Genomic DNA, 20,649 nt, shown 5'->3' with positions numbered 1-20,649 from the left:
CTGCAGAACAGGGCCGCATCTCGAAACATACCCACGGGTCTCTTTAGCGGCAACGGCTAACCTTGTCCCATGCCCCAGCAGGACCGGGCGCACGCGACACGCGAGGCGATACTCCGTGCCGCGGCGGAGGAGTTCGACCGGCTCGGCTACGAGCGCACGTCGCTGACCGCCGTGCTCGCGCGCGCCGGACTGACCAAGGGCGCGTTCTACTTCCACTTCCCCTCCAAGGCCGCGGTCGCGGACGCCCTCGTCGAACGGCAGAGCGAACTGTGGGCGCAGCTGAGGGAGTCCTGGCGGGCACGCGGCCTCGATCCGCTCAGTGCGTTGCACGGGATGTTCGCCGAGTCGGCCGACCGGATGGCGGCCGACGTGGTGCTGCGTGCCGGCGTGCGGCTCAACGCCGATCGCGAGGTCGGTTATCCGGGCGTCCCGAGCACGCACGTCATGTGGGAGAAGCTCGTCGCCGCCTACGTGATCGAGGCGGCCGAGCGCGGAGACCTCCGTGCCGGCGTCGATCCGGAGGCCGTCGCGCGGACGTTGTGCAGCGCGGCTCTCGGTTCGCGGTTGATCTCCTCGGCGACGACGGCGTGCGCCGACTTCCCCTCGCGGATCCGCGAGGTTCTGGGGCACGTGCTGCCCTGCGTCGCGTCCTCCGCGTGGAAGTTGTCTGGATCACAAACTGCTTCTGAACCGTCGTGAACGGCTCCGAACGCCCTGAACAGGCATTTGTTGATCTGAGCGATCTGGCTCTGGAGGGGGTTTTGGCAGGTCAGCGCATAAGTGGGACCCCCGTTTTGGAGGTGCGCGGACCTATGGCATATGCTTACGATGCTTCCAGAGACCAGCTAGTCCCCATCATCTAGCGGCCTAGGATCCCGCCCTTTCAAGGCGGTCGCGCGGGTTCGAATCCCGTTGGGGGCACGCAGTAAAGTACGGTACGGTAAGACCAGCAAGAGCAAGGCCCAGTGGCGCAGTTGGTTAGCGCGTCGCCCTGTCACGGCGAAGGTCGCGGGTTCGAGTCCCGTCTGGGTCGCTTTACTTTTCTCATGGCCAGGTAGCTCAGTTGGTACGAGCGACCGCCTGAAAAGCGGTAGGTCGGCGGTTCGACCCCGCCCCTGGCCATACCTCCTTCGAAAGAAGCCCCGAAGCGTGCTGCGGGGCTTCTTTCGTTATGTCGTGATCCTCGCGATTGCCTGGTCGTCGTGCGTTTTGTAGCGCGGCCAACGCTTGTGCTCCGAATCACCGCGCTCTGCTTCGCGGATTCGGTCGAGCACTTCCCCGAGCGGTAATTGCCTCAGGTCCTCCCAGTCGAAGAGTCCGTACTCGGACACTCCACACGAGACGCCGTCGGTGAGAGCGATCACAGTCGTGACCTCCTCGCGTGGCCAGGTCGCGGTCAGAGCCTGATGTCCCGCAACGGGATCGGCCTCCGCGACCCAGTACCCGCCCGGCTTGTTCCTCCACCGCAGGATGTCCGGGTCCGGCCGGAGGTCTTCGAGCCTGGTGTCCTCGAGCACTCGGGTCGACTGTCCGAACGCGACGATCGGGGTGTCGCACAGGACGAGCGCGTCGATCGTGTCGTCGTTCCAGCGGACCATCGACGCCGTGCAGGACGGGGAGTCGCCGGGGATCAGGTCGTGCTCGGCGACGAGGTTTGTGATGGCTCGGGCGAGAAGGTCGGTCAACGGGTCGGTGTCGTTGATCAGCCGGGCCAGCTCGTCGGCGAGTTTCGTGGCGTACCAACCACCGTTGCGATCTGGTGGCCTGGTTCGCGATGTCACGCCGTCGAGCACGACGACGGCGTTCGGCAGGACCCTGATCCGGTCCTCGGTGACTCGGCCCGGAGCCCCCTGCTCAGCGGTCTCGATCTTCACGGCTCCACCGTACGTGTCAACGTCGGTTGACGGATCGCGGTTGTCAACGTACGTTGACATCATGACGGAAGCGACGGATCTCGCCACAGCGGCTGGGGATCGTGACCCGAAGGTCGGGTTGCGGGCCGTCAGCGCGTTGCGGCGACTGCTGGAACATCTGGAGGCCGCCCAGGTCCGCAGTGCGCGGGCACAGGGCTGGTCGTGGCAGGACATCGCGGCGGAGCTCGGGGTCTCCCGCCAGGCGGTCCACAAGAAGCACGGGGGTCGATGATGATCGCGGAGAGGTTCACCAAGGAAGCCCGCGAGGCGGTCAAGGCCGCGGTGCGGGAAGCGGAACAGGTGCACGCCGGCGAGGTGGGCGTCGAGTTCCTGCTGCTGGCGCTGCTCGACGCGCCGGTGCTGGAGGGGTTCGACCTGCCGCGCGACGAGCTGGAGACGGCGTTCCGGGACTACCGGCGCAAGGGCGGGCTGACCAAGGCCGACGCGGAAGCGTTGCGGGGCTTGGGGATCGACGTCGACGCGGTGATCGACTCGGTCGAGCAGTCACTCGGCACCGGAGTGTTGCGGCCGGGGCCTGGCAGGCGGTGGTTCGGGATGCCGCTGGAGCCGGCGTTCAAGAAGGCGCTGGAGACCTCGTTGCGCGAGTCGCGCGACCTCGGCCACAACTTCCTCGGTGCGGAGCACATCCTGCTGGCTCTGTTGCAGGGCAAGGGAATCGTGGCCGAGGTGCTGGTCGAGCGAGGCGTCACGTACGAGGAGATTCGCAAACGGGCCGCGAGCGCTCGCGCCAGGTGAGCGCGGGCAGGAACAGCTGCGCGAGCGGGCCGATGCCGAGCGCGTAGAGGATCGTGCCGATGCCGACCGTGCCGCCGAGCAGCCAGCCGGTGCCGAGGACGAGCAGTTCGACGACGGTCCTCGTGAGGCGCAGGGAAATGCCTGTGCGGCGGCAGAAGCCGGTGACCAGGCCGTCGCGCGGGCCCGGTCCGAGGCGGGAGCCGACGTACGCGGCGAACGCCACGGCGTTGAGGACGATGCCCAGTGTCAGGAACACGATCCTGGGCAGCAGTCCTTCCGGTGCGGGCAGGATCGCGAGCGTCACGTCGACGCTGACGGCGATGAGCACGACGTTCGCGATCGTGCCGATGCCCGGTTTCTGTCTGAGCGGGATCCAGGCGAGCAGCACCAGGACGCCGGTGATGGCGGTGATCAGGCCGAAGCTCAGGCCGGTGCGTTTCGCGAGGCCCTCGTGCAGCACGTCCCACGGGTTCAGGCCGAGGGTCGCCCGGATCTGCATCGCCATGCTCGCGCCGTAGAGCCACAGCCCTGCGACGAGCTGCGGGAGGCGACGGGCTGGTGAGATCCGGACGGAGACCTGGTGGAGTGCGGTCATGGAGGCCATGTGGCCATGTTGCGCCTCGATTGGCCTGGTAATCCATAGCCAATTCGGGATAATTGGCCTCATGCTCCCACCAGGTGGACGTATATCCGGTGCTCGACTGGCCCGACTGCTCGGCGAGTGGCGTCGTGGCGGGGCCCGGCAGTGTGCCGCCGACCTCGTCGCGGCACTGAAACTGCTGGTCGCGGACGGGCGGCTGCCGGTGGGGACCCGGCTGCCGTCCGAGCGGGAGCTCACGGAGGCGTTGCCCGTGAGCCGCACCACCATCACCGCCGCGCTGGACCAGCTGCGGGCCGAGGGGGTGGTGGAGTCGCGGCGCGGGGCCGGGTCGTGGATCAACGGACCCGTCGGTGCCGGGGGTGGCATCACGGGGGCCGACGACACGTTGATCGACCTGTCCCGCGCCGCGCCGCCCGCGTTGCCGTCCGTGCGGCTCGCGATGGACGTCGCGCTGGGGCAGATGCCGGAGCACCTCGCGTCGCACGGGTACGACGAACGGGGGCTTCTCGTGCTGCGGCAGCGGATCGCGGACCGCTACGCCGCTCGCGGGCTGCCGACCTCGCCCGACCAGATCGTGGTGACGTCCGGGGCGCAGCACGCGTGGGCGTTGGTGCTGCGGCTATTCGTCGGTCCCGGCGACCGGGTGCTGGTGGAGCAGCCGAGTTATCCCAACGCGCTGGAGGCGGTGCGGGCGTCGTTCGGGATCCCCGTGCCCGTGCCGATGCTGAGCGACGGCTGGGACCTGGACGGGTTCGAGGCCGCGCTGCGTCAGGCAGGCCCCCGGCTGGCCTATCTGATCCCGGACTTCCAGAACCCGACCGGACTGCGGATGTCGTCCGAGTCGCGGGAGGCGCTCTCCGCCGTGCTGCGCAAGGCGCGCACGCCGTGGGTCGTCGACGAGACCTTGGTGGAGCTCGCGCTGGATTCGGCGGAGCCGCCGTTGCCGATGACCGCGTTCGGCGGGGATTCGGTGGTGACGCTGGGATCCGCGAGCAAGTCGCACTGGGGTGGACTGCGGATCGGGTGGATCAGGGCGTCCGCGGAGATCGTGCACCGGCTGCTGTCGACGCGGGCGGCGATCGACCTGGGCACCCCGGTGTTCGAGCAGCTCGTGCTGGCGGCGTTGCTGGAGTCGCCGGAAGCCGTTCTGGAGCAACGGCGTGCGGAGGCGCTGGCGCAACGGGACGTGGCCGTCGCGGCGTTGCGGGAACATTGTCCACAGTGGAGCTTCGAGGTGCCGGCCGGTGGGCTCGGCGTGTGGTGCACGCTCGACGGGCCGGTGAGCACGCGCGTCGCGGTGGTGGCGCAGAACCACGGCCTGCGGCTTGTCCCTGGTCCCCGGTTCGCGGTGCACGGCGGGTGCGAGCAGATGCTCCGAGTGCCGTACACGCAGTCGCCCGAAGTGCTGCGTGAAGCCATCGCCCGTTTGGGTGTGGTGGCTGCATCTGTTGCCGGTACAGGGTTTCCGGCGGATGCCGACCTGTCGGTACCGGTCGCGTGAAACACGTCGGCCCGGTCTCCCGCAGCGGGGGAGACCGGGCCGACGAACCAAACAAACGAGAGGCCTGCGGCGGGGGACGTCCCAGGGATTGACGTCCCCCGTCCGCAGGTTTCCCGTGCGGTCCGAGACTGCGGGGGCAGCGCGGCACTCGGACCAGACCCGACCTGCCAGGGCGCGGTTGGCAGGTCAGGAAGACTGGGGGTTCCTTGCGTACAACGGGAAATAAGAGGAGGAGTTACTGGCGCGACGGAACGAGACGGTCACAAATCGCGCAGAGGGCAGACTGGTCCTGTCGGACTCAGTCGGGTGACGTGCTGGGCAGGCCCGGAATGCTGCCGGGCTCAGTGCCGTCGCGACGCTCCTCGACCGACCACGTGGCGGGCGGGAAGAGCGAGTTGTGCGACGTCAGAACGGCGAGCACGCCTCGCGTGCCGCCGGAGTTGTCGGTGTGGCTCGACGACGCTGAGGCCGTCGCGACCACGGGAGTCTGCTGCGGTGCGGGCAGCGGGGCGTCCGGACCGGGAACCGACCAGTTGTAGTCGCTCACCGGTGCGGGCTCGGTCTTCGCGGGCGCGGGCGCCGGAAGGTCGGGCAGGAGTTGCACCGCCTTCTTGGCCACCAGCACGGGTGCGGCGGGCGGCGGAGGAGGCGGGGGCGGGGGAAGTTCGAGTGCGAGCTTCGCGGCGATCTTGGCGGCGCGGACCTTCGCCTTGGCGGCGATGACCTCGGGCGGCGCCTCGTTCGAGACGGAGCCGGACCGGGTGTTGCCCTGCGAGCCGCCGGTGAAGTCGAGGATCGGACCCTCGTCGGGTTCTTCTTCGGGTTCTTCCGCGGGCTTCGTCGCGACCGGCGGCACGAACCTGGCCGGCTGGTGCTTCTCGATCACCGACGCGGTGAAGGCCTCTGCCCACCCGGCGGGATCCTCGAGCAGCTGCGGCGCCTCGGCGGCGGTCTCGGTGGTGATCTCGACGGCAGGGGGTTCCTCCGGGCTGGCGGACGCGGACGTCCCGCTCAGCAACCAGGCGGCGGCGGTGAGCCCGCCGAGCGCAGCGGTCCGCAGCAGCAGTGCACCAACTCCACCACTCGCCACAGGATCACCACCCCGTCCACCGTGTCAGGTCACCCTCAACGCACAGCGCCGTCGGAGGTCGACGTAGAGCTATGTCTAGCACCGGTGAGTGACTTTGCGAACCAACTCGGCGCGAAACACCCGGAAGGGCGGTCTCGTGCGGCTGTCCGTGTTGCCCTGATCAGGCATGAACACCGTCAGTGTCGTCATCGGATCGAGTGACTTTGCGCCGCAGTCCCCTGTGGACCGTGTCGCGGCGGGGGATGGTGTCCGATGTGGACGCGCCCAAGCAGGTCAACAGCCTCTCTGAGCTGGCCGATCACGCCGCCAGTGCACTCGGCCCCGTGCTCGTGCACGATCCGACGGGCCCAAATGAATGCTTGGTCCGTTTGGGGGAACTGGTCGTGCTGCCGGCGGACGCACCCACTGTGCGCAAGCGTTTGCGGGGCGTCTACTCGCACGAGGAGATCTCCGCGGGGGCCATCCGCATGCATCTGAAGGCGTCCGAACGGGAACGCGTCGTCGCCATCGCCGCCGAGGTCGGCGCGACCCCGAACCACGTCCACCTCGCCTGCCCGATCATGATCGGCACCTCCCGCCCGGTGATGGGCGAACGCCTCCCCGAGTTGCTGGGCGAGGGCACGGTCGCGTTGCTCGACACCTCTCTCGACGCGCCGCACGGAACGTTGGTCGCCGGCGTTCTCCGCCACCACGGCGCCTCGGTGCGCCCGTTCCCCGTCCTGTGCTCCTCGGGCTTCGGCGACGACCTGACCCTGGCCGCGGCCCTGAAGGCCACCCGCGACCTGCCGGTGGTGCTCGTCGCGTCCGGCACCTACTCGTTCGACGACCAGTGCCCGCCGGTGCTGGCCGGCTGCGGCGGCAACGTGGTGGCCGCGGCGGGCAACGGCGATTCCGCGCGACCCTGGTGGCCCGCCGCACTGCCCGACGTTGTCGCAGTGGGTGCCTCCGAGCCCTTCTCCGGGCACGGGCCGTGGGTGGACGTGGTCGTGTCCGGCGTCGACGTGCCGGCCACCGTTGGTACCTCGCAGCTGCTGTGCACCGGCACGTCGTTCGCGGCCGCCCTTCACGCCGCGACCCTGGTGCCGGTGCCGTAACAGCTGAACCCGAGATGCGCGACGGCTCTGGCCGCCTCCGCGGGGTGGTCGATCAGGCGGTGCACCTCGGCCATGGCCTCGCCGACCAGCGCGTCCGGCACCGGCAGGACGCTGGCGATCACGGCCCTGGTGCCGGCGTCGAGAAACGCGCGGGCCAGCCCCGACTCGCAGGCCGACAGGACGACTATCTCGGGCGGGTGTTCGATTCTGGCGATGTCGTAGCCGTAGAGCGGGCCGTCCTGGAGGTCGAGGCAGGAGAACAGCGGGTTGTCCGGGTGGACGTGCCCGTGGGCGGCGATGTGCGCGATCTTCGCACCTTCCAGTCCGCGCAAGGTGGAATCCACAGTGGACTTCGCTCGGGTTCCGCCGTGCTCCCGTTGGAGCGCTGTCACTTCTTCGTGCGGCAGGCCGGGGCCGGTGACCCAGGCTCGGTGGCCGACGCGGCCGTTCGGACGCCAATGCCTCAGCGAGGGGAGGACGTGGATCCGGCGGCCGAGTGCTGCCCACGGCATGTCGTTGAGCACGCCGTCCGGGATGACGATGACTTCCTCGACGTCTGGCAGCAGGTCTGTGGTGACCGTGCGGCCTGCGCGAAGTGCGAGTCTCGCGGTGCGGACGAGTTCCGCTGGTTCTGGGACGGTGCGCATGCGGGCACGTCCGTTGATCAGCGTGACCGCGGTCATCTGTCCTTCGTGGACGATGAAGCTGACCAGCGGGAGGTCGGGCGGTGTTGTGGCGCTGTGCTTTGCGCGGTTCGCAGAGGCCAGCGTCAACCTCCGGACGTCCCGCTCCAGTGCCTCCCACGGCAGGCCGAACGCTCTCGCCCGCCTGAGGTTCGTGAGTGCCTGCGCGAGCTCGGGTTCGTTGGGAGGCAACGGCGTGAAGCGCCGATGCTGCTCTGACCAGTGCAGCACCTCGCGCGCGGTCCTGGCGAGCCCCAGCGCGTGCCTGGTCAGCTCCCGGCGAGGCCAATCCCCGTGGTGCTCGTCGAGCAGCTTGAGTCCAGCCCGACAAGCCGCGAGCGCCCCTCGCCGATCTGATCTTCGTGCCTGCGCGAGCCACCCGAGCGCCCGAGTCTGCACCGGCCCGCGAAACCGATGCGCCGCAACGGCATCGAGCTTCCCAGCGGCGAGCATGAACTCGACGTCCGAACCGCCCAGTCGCTTCGCCGGCGCCGGATCTCCGTCGCGCAAGGCACACCGAGCACTCAACACCGCTAGCTCGGGCACGTGCCGGTTGCACCGGCTCAGCAGTTCGAGCGCGGGAGCCAGCACCCGCCGCGCTTCGGTCACGAGTCCGCTGGCGAGCAAAGCCTCAGCCCGATCGACCAGCGCCTCAGGCCGGCTCGTCGAGTCGAGCCCGGACTTCGCCGCCTCCTCGTACCGGCGCAGGGCGAGCGGCAGGTCCCCGGCGAGCATCGCGACGAACCCCCTGTTGTGCAAGCACATTGCCGCACGCCCGGGCTCACCTGTCGCCTGCAGCAACGTCTGCGCGGCCCGGAAGTCGTCCTCGGCAGCTGCGAGCCTGCTGGCGTTGCACCGGGCGATCCCACGCCCGACGAGCGCATTGGCCAGCCACCGCTCGTCGCCATGCCTCCGCAGCTCCTTGATGACGGACGTGAGCTCGGCGATCGCCAGCCGTGGTTCGGCCGACTGACAGAGGTGCAGCCCGCGCAGACACCTGGCCCGCGCCAGTTCCCTGCCCCGCAGGTGAGGAGTGGCGAGGTCCAGGTGGTGCAGGCTCTGCTTGCGGCGCCCCCGATCCAGGTCGATCCACGCGAGCGTGAGGTGGAACCGAGCCTCGCCGGTGAGCCGCAACCCGCGCCGGGCGAACCGGGCGGCGACGTCCAGATGCCCCAGCTCGACGTGGGCGATGCTGAGGTCGTGCAGGGCGTCGGCGCGCTGGGACTTCGTGCCGCGCACCTCGGTCGTGTCGATGGTCGCCTGCGGGTTGGCGCTGGCGCTCATGCGACGAACCAGCCCGTCGTGAGGCCCAGTTCGGGGACGGTCACGCACACCGGGCCGGGCTTGACGGTGGCGCGGAACCAGCCCTCGGGGTCCGGTCGCAGGGCTTGGACGGCGGACGGCGAGTGGATCTCGACGGAGACGCCGGGGTCGTCCAGCACGCCGGTCAGGTGGCCTGGGTCGAGCTGCAGGTGCAGGCGGCCGGTGCCCAGGTGGAAGACGAGCTGGTGGGAGGGGCCGCGGACTGGTTCGTCCACAGGGGTCATGGGTTCGAGGCCCGTTGGGCGCGGGGTGAGGGCAGGTGGGGGTGCGTCGGAGTGGAAGAGGCCGGCGATCTCGTCGAGCAACGGGTCCCTCATCGCAGTCCCTCCACCTTCCGCCGCAGCTCAGCCAGGCAACGGCTGCGCGTCGACCCAACGCTCCCCACCTTCATCCCCAGGGCGTCGGCAACCTGTGCATAACTCAGTTCGGGGCTGTGGGCAGCGATCCGCAGCAGCCGCTGGCAGCGCTCGTTCAAGGTCGTCAGCGCGGACCACAGCCGGCGCTGCCGATCGGTCGTGATCGCGACCTCGTCGGGAGTGGGAAGGGTCGAAGCCGGCTCCCACAGGTCGTAGGAGACCTCGCGTCCGCGGGCACGCACCACCGCGATCGACTGGCGGGTGGCGGTACGGACCAGCCACGTCCCCAGGTGTTCGGGCGAGCGCAGTCGGGTCAGGTGTTCGGCCAGGCAGAGCCACGTGCATTGGTAGACGTCGGCGGCGTCCGCGTGGCTCAGGCGGAACGATCTGGGCACCGACCAGACCAGGCGGGAGTAGCGCTCGACCAGTGCGTCCCAGCCGCAGGAGCCGGAACGCCACCCCACGAGAACCTCAGTGTTCGAGTCCATGCCATTTGGAGTCGAACTCCGGACGCACGGCTCCGCGGCTCACCCGAAAGTGGGTTGTCCACAGTTGTGGAGAAACTCATCCACACCTGTGGACAACTACAGCTTGTGGAGGCGCTCCACCGCTTCGTCGATCACGGCGTCCTGCTTGCAGAACGCGAAGCGGATCAGGTGCTGCCAGTCCGCGGGGCGGTCGGTGAACACCTGGACGGGTACGGCCGCGACGCCGATCCGGGCGGGCAGCTCACGGCACAGGGCGAGGCCGTCCGTGTAGCCCAACGGCCGCACGTCGGCGCAGATGAAGTAAGTGCCCTCCGACGAACGCACCTCGAAACCGGCCGCACGCAGGCCCTCGGCCAGACGCGCGCGCTTCGCCGCCAACGAGTCGCGCAGACCGGCTACCCAGTCCAGTTCGGCGGTCAGGGCGTGGGCGACGGCGGGCTGGAACGGTGCCCCGCCCACGAAGGTCATGAACTGCTTGGCCGCGCGGACGGCGGCGACCAGCTCGGCGGGGCCGCACACCCAGCCGATCTTCCAGCCCGTGCAGTTGAACGTCTTGCCGGCGCCGGAGATCGACAGCGTCCGCGGCGCCATGCCCGGCAGCGAGGCCAGCGGGATGTGGACGAGCCCGTCGAACACCAGGTGCTCGTAGACCTCGTCGGTGATCGCCAGCAGGTCGTGCTCGACGCACAGGGAGGCGATCGCTTGGAGCTCCTCCAAGCGGAACACGGTGCCGGTCGGGTTGTGCGGCGAGTTGACCAGGATCGCCCTGGTGCGGGGCGTCACGGCCGCGCGCAGGGCGTCCACGTCCAGCGCCAGGCGGCCTGAGGCGTCCTCGCGCAGGCCGACCGTCACCCGCGTCGCGCCGGCCAGGGCCACGGAGGCTGCGTACGAGTCGTAGTACGGCTCGATCAGGATCACCTCGTCGCCGGCCTCGACGAGCGCGAGCAACGACGCCGCGATCGCCTCCGTGGCGCCCACGGTCACCAGGACCTCGGAGTCCGGGTCGTAGGAGAGGCCGTAGCGCGAGCGGTGGGCGGCGACGGCGCGGCGCAGCACCGGCATGCCGGGGCCCGGTGGGTACTGGTTCACGCCCGACGCGATCGCCGACTGGGCGGCCGCGAGCATCGACGCAGGACCGTCGGAGTCGGGGAAGCCCTGACCGAGGTTGACGGCGTCGTGCTGCACGGCCAGCGCCGTCATCTCCGCGAAGATGGTCGACGTGAACGGCTGCAACCGAGGAACTAGCGCTGGTACCCGCACAACGCAGGATCTTCACGGACAATGTGGTTGTGGAGCAACTGACCGCCGCTGACCAGCGCAAGCGCACGGACCTGCGCAAGATGAAGCTCGTCGCGACGAGCTTCCTGATAGGCGCGACGGTCATCTTCTTCGGCACGCACGCCTTCGAGGGCGCCTGGGTCGGTTACGTGCGGGCCGCCGCCGAGGCGGGCATGGTCGGCGCGCTCGCGGACTGGTTCGCCGTCACGGCCCTCTTCCGCAGGCCACTGGGGTTGCCCATCCCGCACACCGCGATCATCCCCGAGCGCAAGAACATGTTCGGCCAGACGCTCGGCGACTTCGTGGGCGTCAACTTCCTGAGCCCCGAGGTCGTGCAGGACAAGCTGCGCAGGGCGGGCATCGCGGAACGCGCCGGCGCCTGGATCAAGCAGCCGGAGAACGCCGAACGCATCACCAACGAGCTCGCGAACGTCATCAAGGGCGCGATCACGGTCCTCAAGGACGAGGAGGTCCAGGCCGTCGTCGAGCAGGCGATCGTCAAGCGCGTCACGGCGAAGCCGTGGGGTCCGCCGCTGGGCAAGCTGCTCGGCCAGGTCCTGACCGACGGCGCGCACCACAAGCTCGTCGACCTCATGTGCGACCGCGCCTACGAGTGGGTGCGCGACAACTCCGACAAGGTCAGCCTCATCGTCACGGACCGCGCGCCCACCTGGTCGCCCAAGTTCGTCGACGCGCTGCTCGGCGACAAGGTCTACAACGAGCTCGTCAACTTCGCCTGGGCGGTCAAGACCGACGTCAACCACCCGATGCGGCTCGCCGTCGACCAGTTCCTGATCGAGTTCTCCACCGACATGCAGACCGACCCGGCCACCATGCAGCGCGCCGAGCAGGTCAAGCAGCAGGTGATCGGCCACCCGGACGTGCAGAAACTGATCAGCAGCGCGTGGGGCACGGCCAAGAAGATGCTCATCGACGCCGCCGAGGACCCGTCCAGCGAACTGCGCAAGCGCGTCACGCAGGGCCTGATCACGCTCGGCACGAACCTCACCGACGACCTCGAGTTGCGTGCCAAGGTCGACGGCTGGCTGGAGCAGGCCGCCGGGTACGTCGTGAGCAACTACCGCGCGGAGATCACCACGCTGATCACGGACACGGTCGAGCGCTGGGACGCGGAGGAGACCTCGCGCAAGATCGAACTGCAGGTCGGCAGGGACCTGCAGTTCATCCGGATCAACGGCACCGTCGTCGGCGCGCTGGCCGGCCTGGTGATCTACACCGTGGCCAACGTGCTGTTCTGAGGCGGGTTCTGGGCCCGGGTCCGTTTTCGGAACGTGCGGGCCTTCTCCCGGTTCCCGCACACCTGCATCGAGCACCAGGTGCGCGAGCGGTTGCGGGATCTGTCGAAGAACGCACGCAGGCAGTCGTCGGCTGGACAGATCTTGAAGCGCTCCCACGAGCCGAGCACGGCCAGGCGCGCGGACGCGGCGAGCACCGCGCCGAGCGCGTCCGTGCTCGACAGCACCGGGACGCCGTCGGTGAGCTCGATGTGGACCACGCCCGCCGCCGTCTGAGGCCCTGACGACCCCTCGATGGACGACCGCAGCGCCGCCCGAGCGGCGCGCGCCTGCGCGATTTCACTGCTCCGCCCGAGGCCGCGCTCGGTCACCCACGCGCGCCAGGAGGCTTCACTGTCCAGTACGTGTCGAGTGTTCAGGAAGTCGAGCAGGAGCTCGACGTCGTGATCCCAGCCGACAGTCAGACCAGTCACCCCACCACTGTAGGCGCCACGGCGGTTGCGCGTCAGGGCTTCGGACGAATACACCCGGTGTATACATCGTGTGTATAGTTCTCCTCATGTCGATCGGACACGCACTGTTGGGCCTGCTAGAAGGCGGTCCAAGGCACGGATACGACCTGAAGCGCGCGTACGACGAGCGTTTCGGGCAGGACCGGCCGTTGCACTACGGACAGGTGTATTCGACCCTGTCGAGACTGCTGAAGAACGGCCTCGTGAGCGAGGCGGGGGTGGAGTCGGGGGACGGTCCTGACCGCAAGCGGTACGCGATCACGGACGCCGGGGTCACCGACGTCGAACGCTGGCTCGGCACTCCGGAGAAGCCGGAGCCGTACCTGCAGAACACCCTCTACGCGAAGGTCGTGCTGGCCCTGCTGTCCGGCCGCAGCGCGACCGAGGTGCTCGACACCCAACGCGCCGCGCACCTCACCACGATGCGCGAGCTGACCAAGCGCAAGGCGGACGGCGACCTCGCCGACCAGCTCATCTGCGACTTCGCCCTGTTCCACCTCGAAGCCGACCTGCGGTGGCTCGAACTGACCGCGGCCCGCCTGGACTCACTCGCCAAGGAGGTGGCCCGATGACATCCCTGCCGGAGAACCTGCTCAGTGCTGAGGGCCTCTGCAAGTCGTTCGGCAAGACGAACGCGCTCGACGGCGCCGGCATCACGATCCGCGAGGGCGAGGTCGTCGCGATCATGGGCCCGTCCGGGTCCGGCAAGTCCACCCTGCTGCACTGCCTCGCGGGCATCCTGCCGCCCGACGCCGGCACGGTCACCTACCGCGGCCGCGAGCTGACCACCATGAACGACGGCGCCCGCAGCGAGCTGCGGCGGACCGAGTTCGGGTTCGTCTTCCAGTTCGGTCAGCTGGTGCCGGAGCTGACCTGCCTGGAGAACGTCGCCCTGCCGCTGCGGCTCAGCGGCATGAAGCGCAAGGAGGCCGAACGGGCCTCGAAGGAGTGGATGGCCCGGCTGGAGGTCGACGCGGTCGCCGACCAGCGGCCCGGTGAGACCTCCGGTGGCCAGGGACAACGCGTCGCGGTCGCCCGTGCGCTGGTCACGGCGCCGAAGGTGATCTTCGCCGACGAACCGACCGGCGCGCTCGACTCGCTCAACGGCGAGCGGGTGATGCACCTGCTCACGACTGCGGCCAGGGAGACCGGCGCGGCGGTCGTGCTGGTCACGCACGAGCCTCGGGTCGCCGCCTACTCCGACCGCGAGGTCGTGGTGCGCGACGGTCGTTCACGGGACGTGGAGTTCGTCAGGTGAACCGGGTCCTGAGCGACCTCGCCCTGGGGGTCCGGCTGGCCGTCGGGGGCAGCCGGAAGTCCTGGGTGAGGCTCGCGCTGCAAGGCATCGGCATCGGCATGTGCGTGGCGGTGCTGCTGCTCGCCGCGTCCATCCCGACCGCGTTCGGCAACCGCGACCAGCGGGGAGACGCCCGCAACGTCGTGGAGGAGGGCACCGGGCCGGCGCCGCTGCTGCTGGAGAACGGGTCGGTCGCCTACCGGTCCGACTTCATCAGCGGCTCGTACGTGCGCGCCGTGGTGGCGGACGCGCCCAAGCCGCCGGGAGTCGACCGGCTGCCGGGGGACAACGAGATCGTCTTGTCGCCCCGGCTCGCGGACCTGCTGGCGAGCGCCGAGGGCGAACTGCTGCGGCCGAGGTTCCCGCAGAAGGTCATCGGCACGTTCGCGCCGGAGGGCATGGACGGGCCGCAGGACCTCAGGTTCCTCGCGGGCGACTCGCAGATCGAACCGAACGACGGCAACCAGGTCTACGCGTTCGGACTGACGTACGCCGGCGGCGGGCTGCCGACGATCCTGCTGATGCTCAGCATCGTGGGCGCGGTCGTGCTGCTGTTCCCCGTGCTGGTCTTCGTGAGCGTCGCGACCAGGCTGGCCGCCGCTCAGCGAGACCGACGACTGGCGGCGTTGCGGCTGGTCGGCGCCGGTGCGGCACGGGTGCGGCTGATCGCGTCCGGCGAGGCGCTGGCCGGTGCGGTGGTGGGGCTCCTCGTCGGGTTCGGGCTGATGTTCGCGATCAGGCCCCTCGCCGACGACATCCCTCTCCCCGAGGTGGCGTCGTTCCCGAGCGACCTCACACCGACGTTGCCGTTGACGCTCGTCGTGGTGATCTCCGTGCCGGTTCTGGCCGTGCTGACCTCGGTGTTCGCCATGCGCCGCACGATCGTCGAACCGCTCGGCGTCGTTCGCGAGCAGAAGCCGGTGAAGCGCAGGCTGTGGTGGCGGGTCGTGCCCGCGCTGGCCGGTGCGGCGCTGCTGGCGAGCCAGTTCGGCAAGTTCGGCGGGGAGGGGAAGCCGGAGGAGTGGCCGATCATCGCCGGCGTCGTCCTGCTGATGTTCGCCGTCCCGGCGTTGCTGCCCTGGCTGGTCGAACGGGCCGTGCACCGGATGACCGGTGCCACGCCCGCGTTGCAGCTGGCCGTGCGCCGGTTGCAACTCGACGCGGGCACGGCGGCACGGGTCGTCGGCGGGGTCTCGGTCGTGCTCGCCGGCACCGTGACGCTGCAGGTGATCCTCGCGGGCGTCGAGAGCGACGTGAAGGCCGAGGACACGCGGTCGGTGCACAGGAACTCCCTCAGCGTCTCGGTGAACGAGGCCACCCCGCTCCCGGACCTGCCGGACGTGCTGGCGAGGACACCGGGCGTGGTCGGAGTGCAGAGCCTCCTGCGCACCTGGGCGACAGCGCCCGACAAGGGCCACACCACCATCGCGGTCGGAACGTGCGCCGCGATCAAGACGGTGGTGGACCTCGCGGACTGCACGGACGGCAAGACCTACCTCGTGCCGAGCGGCAACGGCATCGGTGATCCCAAGGCCGGTGACGTCGTCGAGTTCGAGGAGACCGGTGCCACCTGGACGGTGCCGGCGTTCGAGCGCCGGACCGGTACCCACAACGGCGTCTTCGTCACCCCGGCCGCGGCCGGGAACCTCGACCTCACCCGCGCGCACGCCGAGATCCAGGCCGAGATGGACATGACGCGGCCGGACGTCGCGGAGCACGTGCGCAACGCCCTCGCGCCCTACTCGTGGCGGGTGTACACCGTCTTCTTCGGTCAGGAGAACTCGTCCGAGATCGAGCAGGTGTTCCTGGCGGTGCGCAGGGCGCTCTACGGGGCCGCGTTGATCACGCTGCTGCTCGCGGGAGCGTCACTGCTGGTCGTCGGGCTGGAACAGGTGCGGGAACGCCGCCGCCCGCTCGCGACGATGGCGGCCAGCGGGGTGCCGCGCGGCACGCTCGCCCGGTCGCTGGTGTGGCAGAACGGGATCCCGCTGGTGATCTCCACGGTGGTGTCGGTGGGCACCGGCATCCTGCTCGGGGTGCTGGTCACGAGGGCGTTCGACGCCGAGGTGCACTACGACTGGGCGGGCATCGGCTTCGTCACCGGCATCTCGGTGGGGCTGGTCGTGGTGGTCACCGCTCTGACGTTGCCTTCGCTGAGAAGGGCGACCGGAGCACTTGGCCTGCGGACCGAGTAGTCCTGCTCGTCGCCTCGTGCTCTGCCAGGCGGTCCTGCACCAGTCCGTGCCGGAACTGGTAGCAGGCCCCCGCCCGGCAGAGCACGCCGAGCTTGCGCGAGTCCTCCAGGAACACCATCAGCTCCCACGGCAGCTTTCCGCGCAGTGCCAGCCAGATTCGCGCGACGGTGAACCACCACCAGCGCAGGTGCAGCACGGCCAGCGCGAAGCCGAGCATCAGCCCGGACGCGAGTCCCAGCCCGACCATGCCGGTCTGGGCGGGGCCGAAGACCAGTGCCGCCGCCGATCCGAACACCACGGCCAGCACGAGGGACCCGGTCCACACCGCGATCCGGTCGCGCGCCATCGTCCACTGAGGACTGGAGGCCTGCGAGAGCTCCGCGGCGCTCGACAACGCGAACCGCAGCGCGGTCGCGACGGCGAGCCCCAGCCCGACCACGAGTCCGGCGGCAAGCCCGTACAGCGCACCGAAAACGAGTCCGGCGGCGAGTCCCAGCACACCGGGCACGAGCAGCAGGCTGCGCCAGATTCCCAGGCGTGGCTTGGCTTTGCGTTCCTGTGACGCGGTCAGCGCGGCCGCGCCGACGCCGATGCCCGCCACCAGACCGGTGATCGGGGCGAGCGACGGCGTGATCGAGTACGCCATCAGCCAGCCGACGCCGAACCCGCCGATCGCGCCCAGCACCAGCGCGCCGAGCAGGGCGAGCCACGTGTTGCCGACCGAGCGGCGCAGCTCCCACCAGGCCAGTTCGCGGATGCCGCGGTCGCGCATCTCGTGGGCGAGGAACTCGAGCCACTTGCGGGCGCGGTCGCGCGGCCAGACCTGCGTGGCCCCTGCGTGGTGCGCGAACCCCCTGTTGCCGAACGCGCGCGACACCAGTTCGTCGCAGAGGTGGTCGGAGATCGCGCGTGCGTCCGGGAAACGGCCGCGGTCGAGCAGTTCGGTCGGCTCCGCCTCGCTGTCGGCGTAGACGATGCCGGCCAGCCACATCGTGAGCGGCGTGGACAGCGCGTCCGCGAGCCTGCCGTCCGGTTCCTCGCGCAGCTGGATGAACACCGGCTCCCAGCGGGCCGCGCCCCAGCTGTCGGCGCTCGCCCGCAGGTAGGCGGCGACCTCGTCCAGGTCGAGCGGGGCCAGCTCGACGACGTCCGCGCCGGGCAGCGGACCTGCCTGGTGGACGGCCTGCGCGAACTCGTCCGTGCGGCAGGTCAGCACCAGCGGCCGGTTCGCGCCGAACGCCTTCGAGATCCGGGCGAGAGCGTCCGCGCGCTGGTGGGCGGGGATGTCGTCCAGACCGTCGAGCACGGGCAGCACCAGGTGCTGCTCGATCAGCAGATCGGCCGCGTAGCTGCCGTACAGCTCGGTGTTGCGCAACGCCGGGTGGTCCTCGTACAGCCTGCGCGTGAGCCACGTGCGGACGTCCTCGACCGCCGGGTTCCACGTCGACAGCGGCAGCAGCACCGGCACCATGCCGCCGTCGTAGCGGTCCAGCAGGCCGCACGTCAGCAGCATCGCGACCGTCGACTTGCCGGTGCCGGCCTCGCCGATGAACACCATCCGCCGGTTGATCTGCCGTTCGAACGCGCCCACCACGGCGTCGCTGCGCCCGGGCGGCGCGTCGGGTTCGTCGCTCACGTCCAGCTCGGGTGCGAGCCAGTGCAGCTCGAGCACGTCCGTGTCGGTGAGGCCGCGCGAACGCACCTCCTCGTTCCACTGCGACTGCAGGCCGACGGCGAGCGCCCTGCACGCGGCGTCGAGGTGCTCGTCGGTGCTCAGCGCGGCGTTGTGCCTGCGCCGGACCCACGGGTCGAGCAAGGCCAGGAAGCCCAGGAACGCCACCGCGAGCACGATCAGCCACAGGTGGGGGTCGATGCCGTGGTCGGACGCGATCAGCCCGGCCGCGGTGAGCAACGCGGTCAGCACGCACCCGGCCAGCAGCGCCCGCTGACGGAATCTGGACATGCGAGGCATCATGACGCACCGCATCCACCTGGGGTCGATTCAGTGACCCGTGTCGTGACGTTCAGTTGTTGATCACAGATGCCACTGGAGATCGCCCAGTGTCAGGTGCTGTCCGTCGCCGCCGATCGTGATCCCGAACTGGCTGCGGCGCGGTTTGCCCAGGTCGTGCCAGTCGATGAGCGCGTTCTCCGCGATGTTCCACAGCCGGCGAGGGCCGCCCTGGTCGACGTGCGAGCCGTGGTGGTGCACCCAGGATCCGTCCGAATGGGCCAACCAGTTGTGCCCCGCGACGACGTCCGGCAGCGAGATGCCCGCGAAGAACTCGAACGGACTGGCGGGATCGATGACCGTGTCGAGTCGCAATGTCGTGGTGCGGCGGTCGTACGAGCCCGTTCCCGCCAGCGCCGGTGGGTGGGCGTGCGCGCGCAACGGCATGAAGCGCCCGTCCTCCGGGAGCACGCGGCCTTCGCCCGTGCCGTCGCCGTTGGAGACGATCAGCACCAGCCCGGCGCCGATCGGCCTGTGCAGCGTCGTCACGACCAGACCGCCCTGCCTCGTCTGCTCCAACCAGGCGGGCGGGATGGACGCGACGGAGCAGGTGGCCAGCAAGCGGTCGTACGGCGCTCGTTCGGGGTGGCCGAGCGCGCCGTCGCCGGTCACGCAGGTCGGGAAGAAACCGTTGCCGTGCAGGCGTTCCCGTGCCCGCTGGGAGAGGTGCGGGTCGACGTCGATCGTCGTCACGTTGCCCGAACCGACGGCGTGGCACAGCAGTGCGGCGTTGTAGCCCGTGCCGGTGCCGACCTCGAGCACCGACTGTCCGTTGTGGACGTCCAGTGCCTCCAGCATGATCGCCATGATCGTGGGCATGCTCGACGAGCAGGTCGGTGTGCCGCCGGTCACCGTGTCGTCGCCGTCGAACTGGGTAACCCAGACGCGGTCGGCGTAGACGAGCTCCAGCCAGCCGGGGTCGTCCGCGGTGATCTGTTCCCAGTCGCCGCCGCGCAGCTGGCGGTAGAAGCGCGGCAGGAACTCGTGCCGCGGGACGGCGCGGAAAGCCTTGAGCCACTTGGGGTCGCGCAGCACTCCGTCACCGAGCAGCTGGTCCGCCAGCTCGGCGCGCAGGGCCCCGGAGTCGTCCATGTCACCCCCACGGTATCCCTGTGGCGGAGCACACGCAGCGATTGCTAGCAGAGTGCTTGCAACAGCTAGCACTCGTCGCTAATGTTGTTGGTGGCACGAGGAACGGGAGCGGGAACAGTGGACAAGTCCATCGACAAAGCAGTCGCGGACCTCGGCCGCAACATCGGTGAGTACATCCGCGAGCAGCGCAACACCGCCAAGATCTCCTTGCGGGAGTTGGCGAAGCAAGCGGGAGTCTCCAACCCATACCTCAGCCAGATCGAGCGAGGACTGCGCAAGCCCAGCGCGGAGATCCTTCAACAGATCGCCAAGGGGCTGCGCATCTCGGCCGAAGTGCTCTACGTCGAGGCCGGGATCCTCCAGCAGCGCGAAGGCGGTGCGTTGGCGGACGCCATCGTCGCCGCGACCGATCTGACCGAGCGGCAGAAACAGGTGCTGCTCGACGTATACGAATCTTTCAGGCGGGAGAACACCGCCACCAACGAGGAGGACTGATCTCCATGCCGAAGCTCACCCAGGACGACGTTCGCAAGGCCGCCGAGCAGGGCGCCCACGCCGCACGCCAGGCACTGCTCGCCGCTCTCGGCGCCGGTGACCTCGCCGCCAAGGCCGTGGTCGAGGCCCTCACCAAGGCCAAGGAGCGTGCAGAAGAGGCCCGCACCCAGGCCAAGGACCTCCCGACCGAGCTGAACGACCTGCGCGACAAGCTGCAGCCGGCCGAGCTCAAGAAGCTCGTCGACGCCTACACCGCCTCCGCGGTGAACCTGTACACCTACCTCGCCGACCAGGGCGAGCAGACGCTGGAGCAGATCAAGGCCCAGCCGCAGGTCAAGCAGGCCGTGGAGCAGGTCGAGCACGCCGTCGAGGCCGCGCAGAAGCGCGCCGAGTCCGCTGCCGCCGACGCCCGCGAGCTCGCGGACGACGTCCTCGGCAAGGTCACCCGCCGCACCCGTTCGGTCGGCGAGAAGGTCGCCCTCGAGGTCGAGGACGCCGCCGAGAAGCTGGCCGAGGAGATCGTCGAGGCCGGTGGCGAGGCCGCGCACGAGGTCCGCAGCACCGCCCGCAAGACCGCGAACCGCACGGCGCCGCGCAAGCCGGCGACGACGACCCGCACCACGGGCACGACCGCCGCGGCCAAGAAGACCACGACGAACACCACCAAGTGAGTCGCTGAACCTTCACCGGGAGGGGAGCAGTCCGAGA

At 69.7% G+C, this 20,649-nt stretch carries 21 protein-coding genes and 3 tRNA genes; 14 read left to right on the top strand and 10 right to left on the bottom strand.

Annotated elements, in window-relative coordinates; translation table 11 throughout:
* The first annotated feature begins 69 nt into the window (after nucleotides 1–69).
* The 4 genes from ACSHWB_RS11760 (at nucleotide 70) to ACSHWB_RS11745 (ending at nucleotide 1,122) form a co-directional block, all read left to right on the top strand.
* The gene (locus ACSHWB_RS11760) at nucleotides 70–699 is read left to right on the top strand and encodes a ScbR family autoregulator-binding transcription factor (protein ID WP_439662075.1); all 630 of its coding nucleotides are present in this window, start codon (nucleotides 70–72) and stop codon (nucleotides 697–699) included.
* A gap of 149 nt (nucleotides 700–848) precedes the next feature.
* Nucleotides 849–921: transfer RNA gene (locus ACSHWB_RS11755), tRNA-Glu, on the top strand.
* Nucleotides 922–959: 38 nt separating this feature from the next.
* Nucleotides 960–1,033 (top strand) — tRNA-Asp (locus tag ACSHWB_RS11750).
* A gap of 15 nt (nucleotides 1,034–1,048) precedes the next feature.
* Nucleotides 1,049–1,122 (top strand) — tRNA-Phe (locus ACSHWB_RS11745).
* Nucleotides 1,123–1,169: 47 nt separating this feature from the next.
* Here ACSHWB_RS11745 and ACSHWB_RS11740 read toward each other — a convergent pair.
* On the bottom strand, nucleotides 1,170–1,874 hold the full coding sequence (locus ACSHWB_RS11740) for a protein phosphatase 2C domain-containing protein (RefSeq protein WP_439662074.1): 705 nt from the start codon (nucleotides 1,872–1,874) through the stop codon (nucleotides 1,170–1,172).
* A 61-nt stretch (nucleotides 1,875–1,935) separates the two neighbouring features.
* Here ACSHWB_RS11740 and ACSHWB_RS11735 point away from each other — a divergent pair, with 61 nt between their 5' ends.
* A complete protein-coding gene (locus ACSHWB_RS11735; RefSeq protein WP_030473166.1) occupies nucleotides 1,936–2,145 on the top strand; it encodes a helix-turn-helix domain-containing protein in 210 nt (69 codons plus the stop codon).
* The gene (locus ACSHWB_RS11730) at nucleotides 2,142–2,669 is read left to right on the top strand and encodes a Clp protease N-terminal domain-containing protein (RefSeq protein ID WP_439662073.1); all 528 of its coding nucleotides are present in this window, start codon (nucleotides 2,142–2,144) and stop codon (nucleotides 2,667–2,669) included. The genes ACSHWB_RS11735 and ACSHWB_RS11730 overlap by 4 nt, the downstream gene beginning before the upstream one ends.
* Here the strand turns inward: ACSHWB_RS11730 and ACSHWB_RS11725 are convergent.
* Complete coding sequence (locus tag ACSHWB_RS11725; protein WP_439662072.1) at nucleotides 2,620–3,273, bottom strand: YczE/YyaS/YitT family protein; 654 nt, start codon at nucleotides 3,271–3,273, stop codon at nucleotides 2,620–2,622. The two genes, ACSHWB_RS11730 and ACSHWB_RS11725, sit on opposite strands and share 50 nt — an antisense overlap.
* Nucleotides 3,274–3,334: 61 nt before the next feature.
* Between ACSHWB_RS11725 and ACSHWB_RS11720 the strand changes: the two genes are divergently transcribed.
* Nucleotides 3,335–4,771, top strand: a complete 1,437-nt coding sequence (locus ACSHWB_RS11720) for a PLP-dependent aminotransferase family protein (protein ID WP_439662071.1) — start codon at nucleotides 3,335–3,337, stop codon at nucleotides 4,769–4,771.
* Between the two features lie 298 nt (nucleotides 4,772–5,069).
* Here the strand turns inward: ACSHWB_RS11720 and ACSHWB_RS11715 are convergent, their stop codons facing one another.
* Nucleotides 5,070–5,861, bottom strand: coding sequence for a hypothetical protein (locus ACSHWB_RS11715; RefSeq protein WP_439662070.1), 792 nt, complete (start codon nucleotides 5,859–5,861; stop codon nucleotides 5,070–5,072).
* A 227-nt stretch (nucleotides 5,862–6,088) separates the two neighbouring features.
* Between ACSHWB_RS11715 and ACSHWB_RS11710 the strand changes: the two genes are divergently transcribed.
* Nucleotides 6,089–6,955, top strand: coding sequence for a S8/S53 family peptidase (locus ACSHWB_RS11710; RefSeq protein WP_439662069.1), 867 nt, complete (start codon nucleotides 6,089–6,091; stop codon nucleotides 6,953–6,955).
* On the opposite strand, the gene ACSHWB_RS11705 is transcribed toward ACSHWB_RS11710, so the two are convergent.
* The 4 genes from ACSHWB_RS11705 to ACSHWB_RS11690 all read right to left on the bottom strand — a co-directional run bounded on the left by ACSHWB_RS11705 (nucleotide 6,925) and on the right by ACSHWB_RS11690 (nucleotide 11,065).
* Complete coding sequence (locus tag ACSHWB_RS11705) at nucleotides 6,925–8,922, bottom strand: CHAT domain-containing protein (RefSeq protein ID WP_439662068.1); 1,998 nt, start codon at nucleotides 8,920–8,922, stop codon at nucleotides 6,925–6,927. The genes ACSHWB_RS11710 and ACSHWB_RS11705 overlap by 31 nt on opposite strands.
* The gene (locus ACSHWB_RS11700) at nucleotides 8,919–9,278 is read right to left on the bottom strand and encodes a hypothetical protein (protein WP_439662067.1); all 360 of its coding nucleotides are present in this window, start codon (nucleotides 9,276–9,278) and stop codon (nucleotides 8,919–8,921) included. Before ACSHWB_RS11700 ends, ACSHWB_RS11705 begins: the two co-directional genes overlap by 4 nt.
* On the bottom strand, nucleotides 9,275–9,805 hold the full coding sequence (locus ACSHWB_RS11695; RefSeq protein WP_439662066.1) for an RNA polymerase sigma factor: 531 nt from the start codon (nucleotides 9,803–9,805) through the stop codon (nucleotides 9,275–9,277). The genes ACSHWB_RS11700 and ACSHWB_RS11695 overlap by 4 nt, the downstream gene beginning before the upstream one ends.
* Nucleotides 9,806–9,901: 96 nt before the next feature.
* The gene (locus ACSHWB_RS11690) at nucleotides 9,902–11,065 is read right to left on the bottom strand and encodes a pyridoxal phosphate-dependent aminotransferase (RefSeq protein WP_439662065.1); all 1,164 of its coding nucleotides are present in this window, start codon (nucleotides 11,063–11,065) and stop codon (nucleotides 9,902–9,904) included.
* A 29-nt stretch (nucleotides 11,066–11,094) separates the two neighbouring features.
* On the opposite strand from ACSHWB_RS11690, the gene ACSHWB_RS11685 reads away from it, so the two are divergent.
* The gene (locus ACSHWB_RS11685) at nucleotides 11,095–12,342 is read left to right on the top strand and encodes a DUF445 domain-containing protein (RefSeq protein WP_439662064.1); all 1,248 of its coding nucleotides are present in this window, start codon (nucleotides 11,095–11,097) and stop codon (nucleotides 12,340–12,342) included.
* On the opposite strand, the gene ACSHWB_RS11680 is transcribed toward ACSHWB_RS11685, so the two are convergent.
* A complete protein-coding gene (locus tag ACSHWB_RS11680; RefSeq protein ID WP_439662063.1) occupies nucleotides 12,315–12,812 on the bottom strand; it encodes a CGNR zinc finger domain-containing protein in 498 nt (165 codons plus the stop codon). The genes ACSHWB_RS11685 and ACSHWB_RS11680 overlap by 28 nt on opposite strands.
* An 86-nt stretch (nucleotides 12,813–12,898) precedes the next feature.
* Here ACSHWB_RS11680 and ACSHWB_RS11675 point away from each other — a divergent pair, with 86 nt between their 5' ends.
* Genes ACSHWB_RS11675 through ACSHWB_RS11665 form a run of 3 tightly spaced genes read left to right on the top strand, consistent with a single transcriptional unit; the run spans nucleotide 12,899 to nucleotide 16,343 of the window.
* The gene (locus tag ACSHWB_RS11675) at nucleotides 12,899–13,423 is read left to right on the top strand and encodes a PadR family transcriptional regulator (RefSeq protein ID WP_439662062.1); all 525 of its coding nucleotides are present in this window, start codon (nucleotides 12,899–12,901) and stop codon (nucleotides 13,421–13,423) included.
* Entirely contained in the window at nucleotides 13,420–14,109 is a 690-nt protein-coding gene (locus ACSHWB_RS11670; protein WP_439662061.1) for an ABC transporter ATP-binding protein, read from the top strand. The genes ACSHWB_RS11675 and ACSHWB_RS11670 overlap by 4 nt, the downstream gene beginning before the upstream one ends.
* A complete protein-coding gene (locus tag ACSHWB_RS11665) occupies nucleotides 14,106–16,343 on the top strand; it encodes an FtsX-like permease family protein (protein ID WP_439662060.1) in 2,238 nt (745 codons plus the stop codon). Before ACSHWB_RS11670 ends, ACSHWB_RS11665 begins: the two co-directional genes overlap by 4 nt.
* Here the strand turns inward: ACSHWB_RS11665 and ACSHWB_RS11660 are convergent.
* Both ACSHWB_RS11660 and ACSHWB_RS11655 read right to left on the bottom strand, forming a co-directional pair.
* Nucleotides 16,279–18,306: an NACHT domain-containing protein gene (locus ACSHWB_RS11660; protein WP_439662059.1), complete on the bottom strand. Its 2,028-nt coding sequence runs from the start codon at nucleotides 18,304–18,306 to the stop codon at nucleotides 16,279–16,281. The two genes, ACSHWB_RS11665 and ACSHWB_RS11660, sit on opposite strands and share 65 nt — an antisense overlap.
* Nucleotides 18,307–18,378: 72 nt before the next feature.
* The gene (locus ACSHWB_RS11655) at nucleotides 18,379–19,446 is read right to left on the bottom strand and encodes a methyltransferase domain-containing protein (protein WP_439662058.1); all 1,068 of its coding nucleotides are present in this window, start codon (nucleotides 19,444–19,446) and stop codon (nucleotides 18,379–18,381) included.
* A gap of 81 nt (nucleotides 19,447–19,527) precedes the next feature.
* Between ACSHWB_RS11655 and ACSHWB_RS11650 the strand changes: the two genes are divergently transcribed.
* Together ACSHWB_RS11650 and ACSHWB_RS11645 are read left to right on the top strand one after the other, a co-directional pair.
* Complete coding sequence (locus ACSHWB_RS11650; protein ID WP_439662057.1) at nucleotides 19,528–19,941, top strand: helix-turn-helix domain-containing protein; 414 nt, start codon at nucleotides 19,528–19,530, stop codon at nucleotides 19,939–19,941.
* Between the two features lie 5 nt (nucleotides 19,942–19,946).
* Nucleotides 19,947–20,612 (top strand): hypothetical protein, encoded by a 666-nt coding sequence (locus tag ACSHWB_RS11645; protein WP_439662056.1) that lies wholly within the window; start codon nucleotides 19,947–19,949, stop codon nucleotides 20,610–20,612.
* Nucleotides 20,613–20,649 lie beyond the last annotated feature (37 nt).

The organism is Lentzea sp. HUAS TT2, assembly GCF_051853195.1.
In the GTDB taxonomy this organism is placed as follows: Bacteria; Actinomycetota; Actinomycetes; order Mycobacteriales; family Pseudonocardiaceae; genus Lentzea.
Note: the sequence above shows the minus strand (reverse complement) of the source record. Positions and strands in the feature narration are given on the sequence as shown.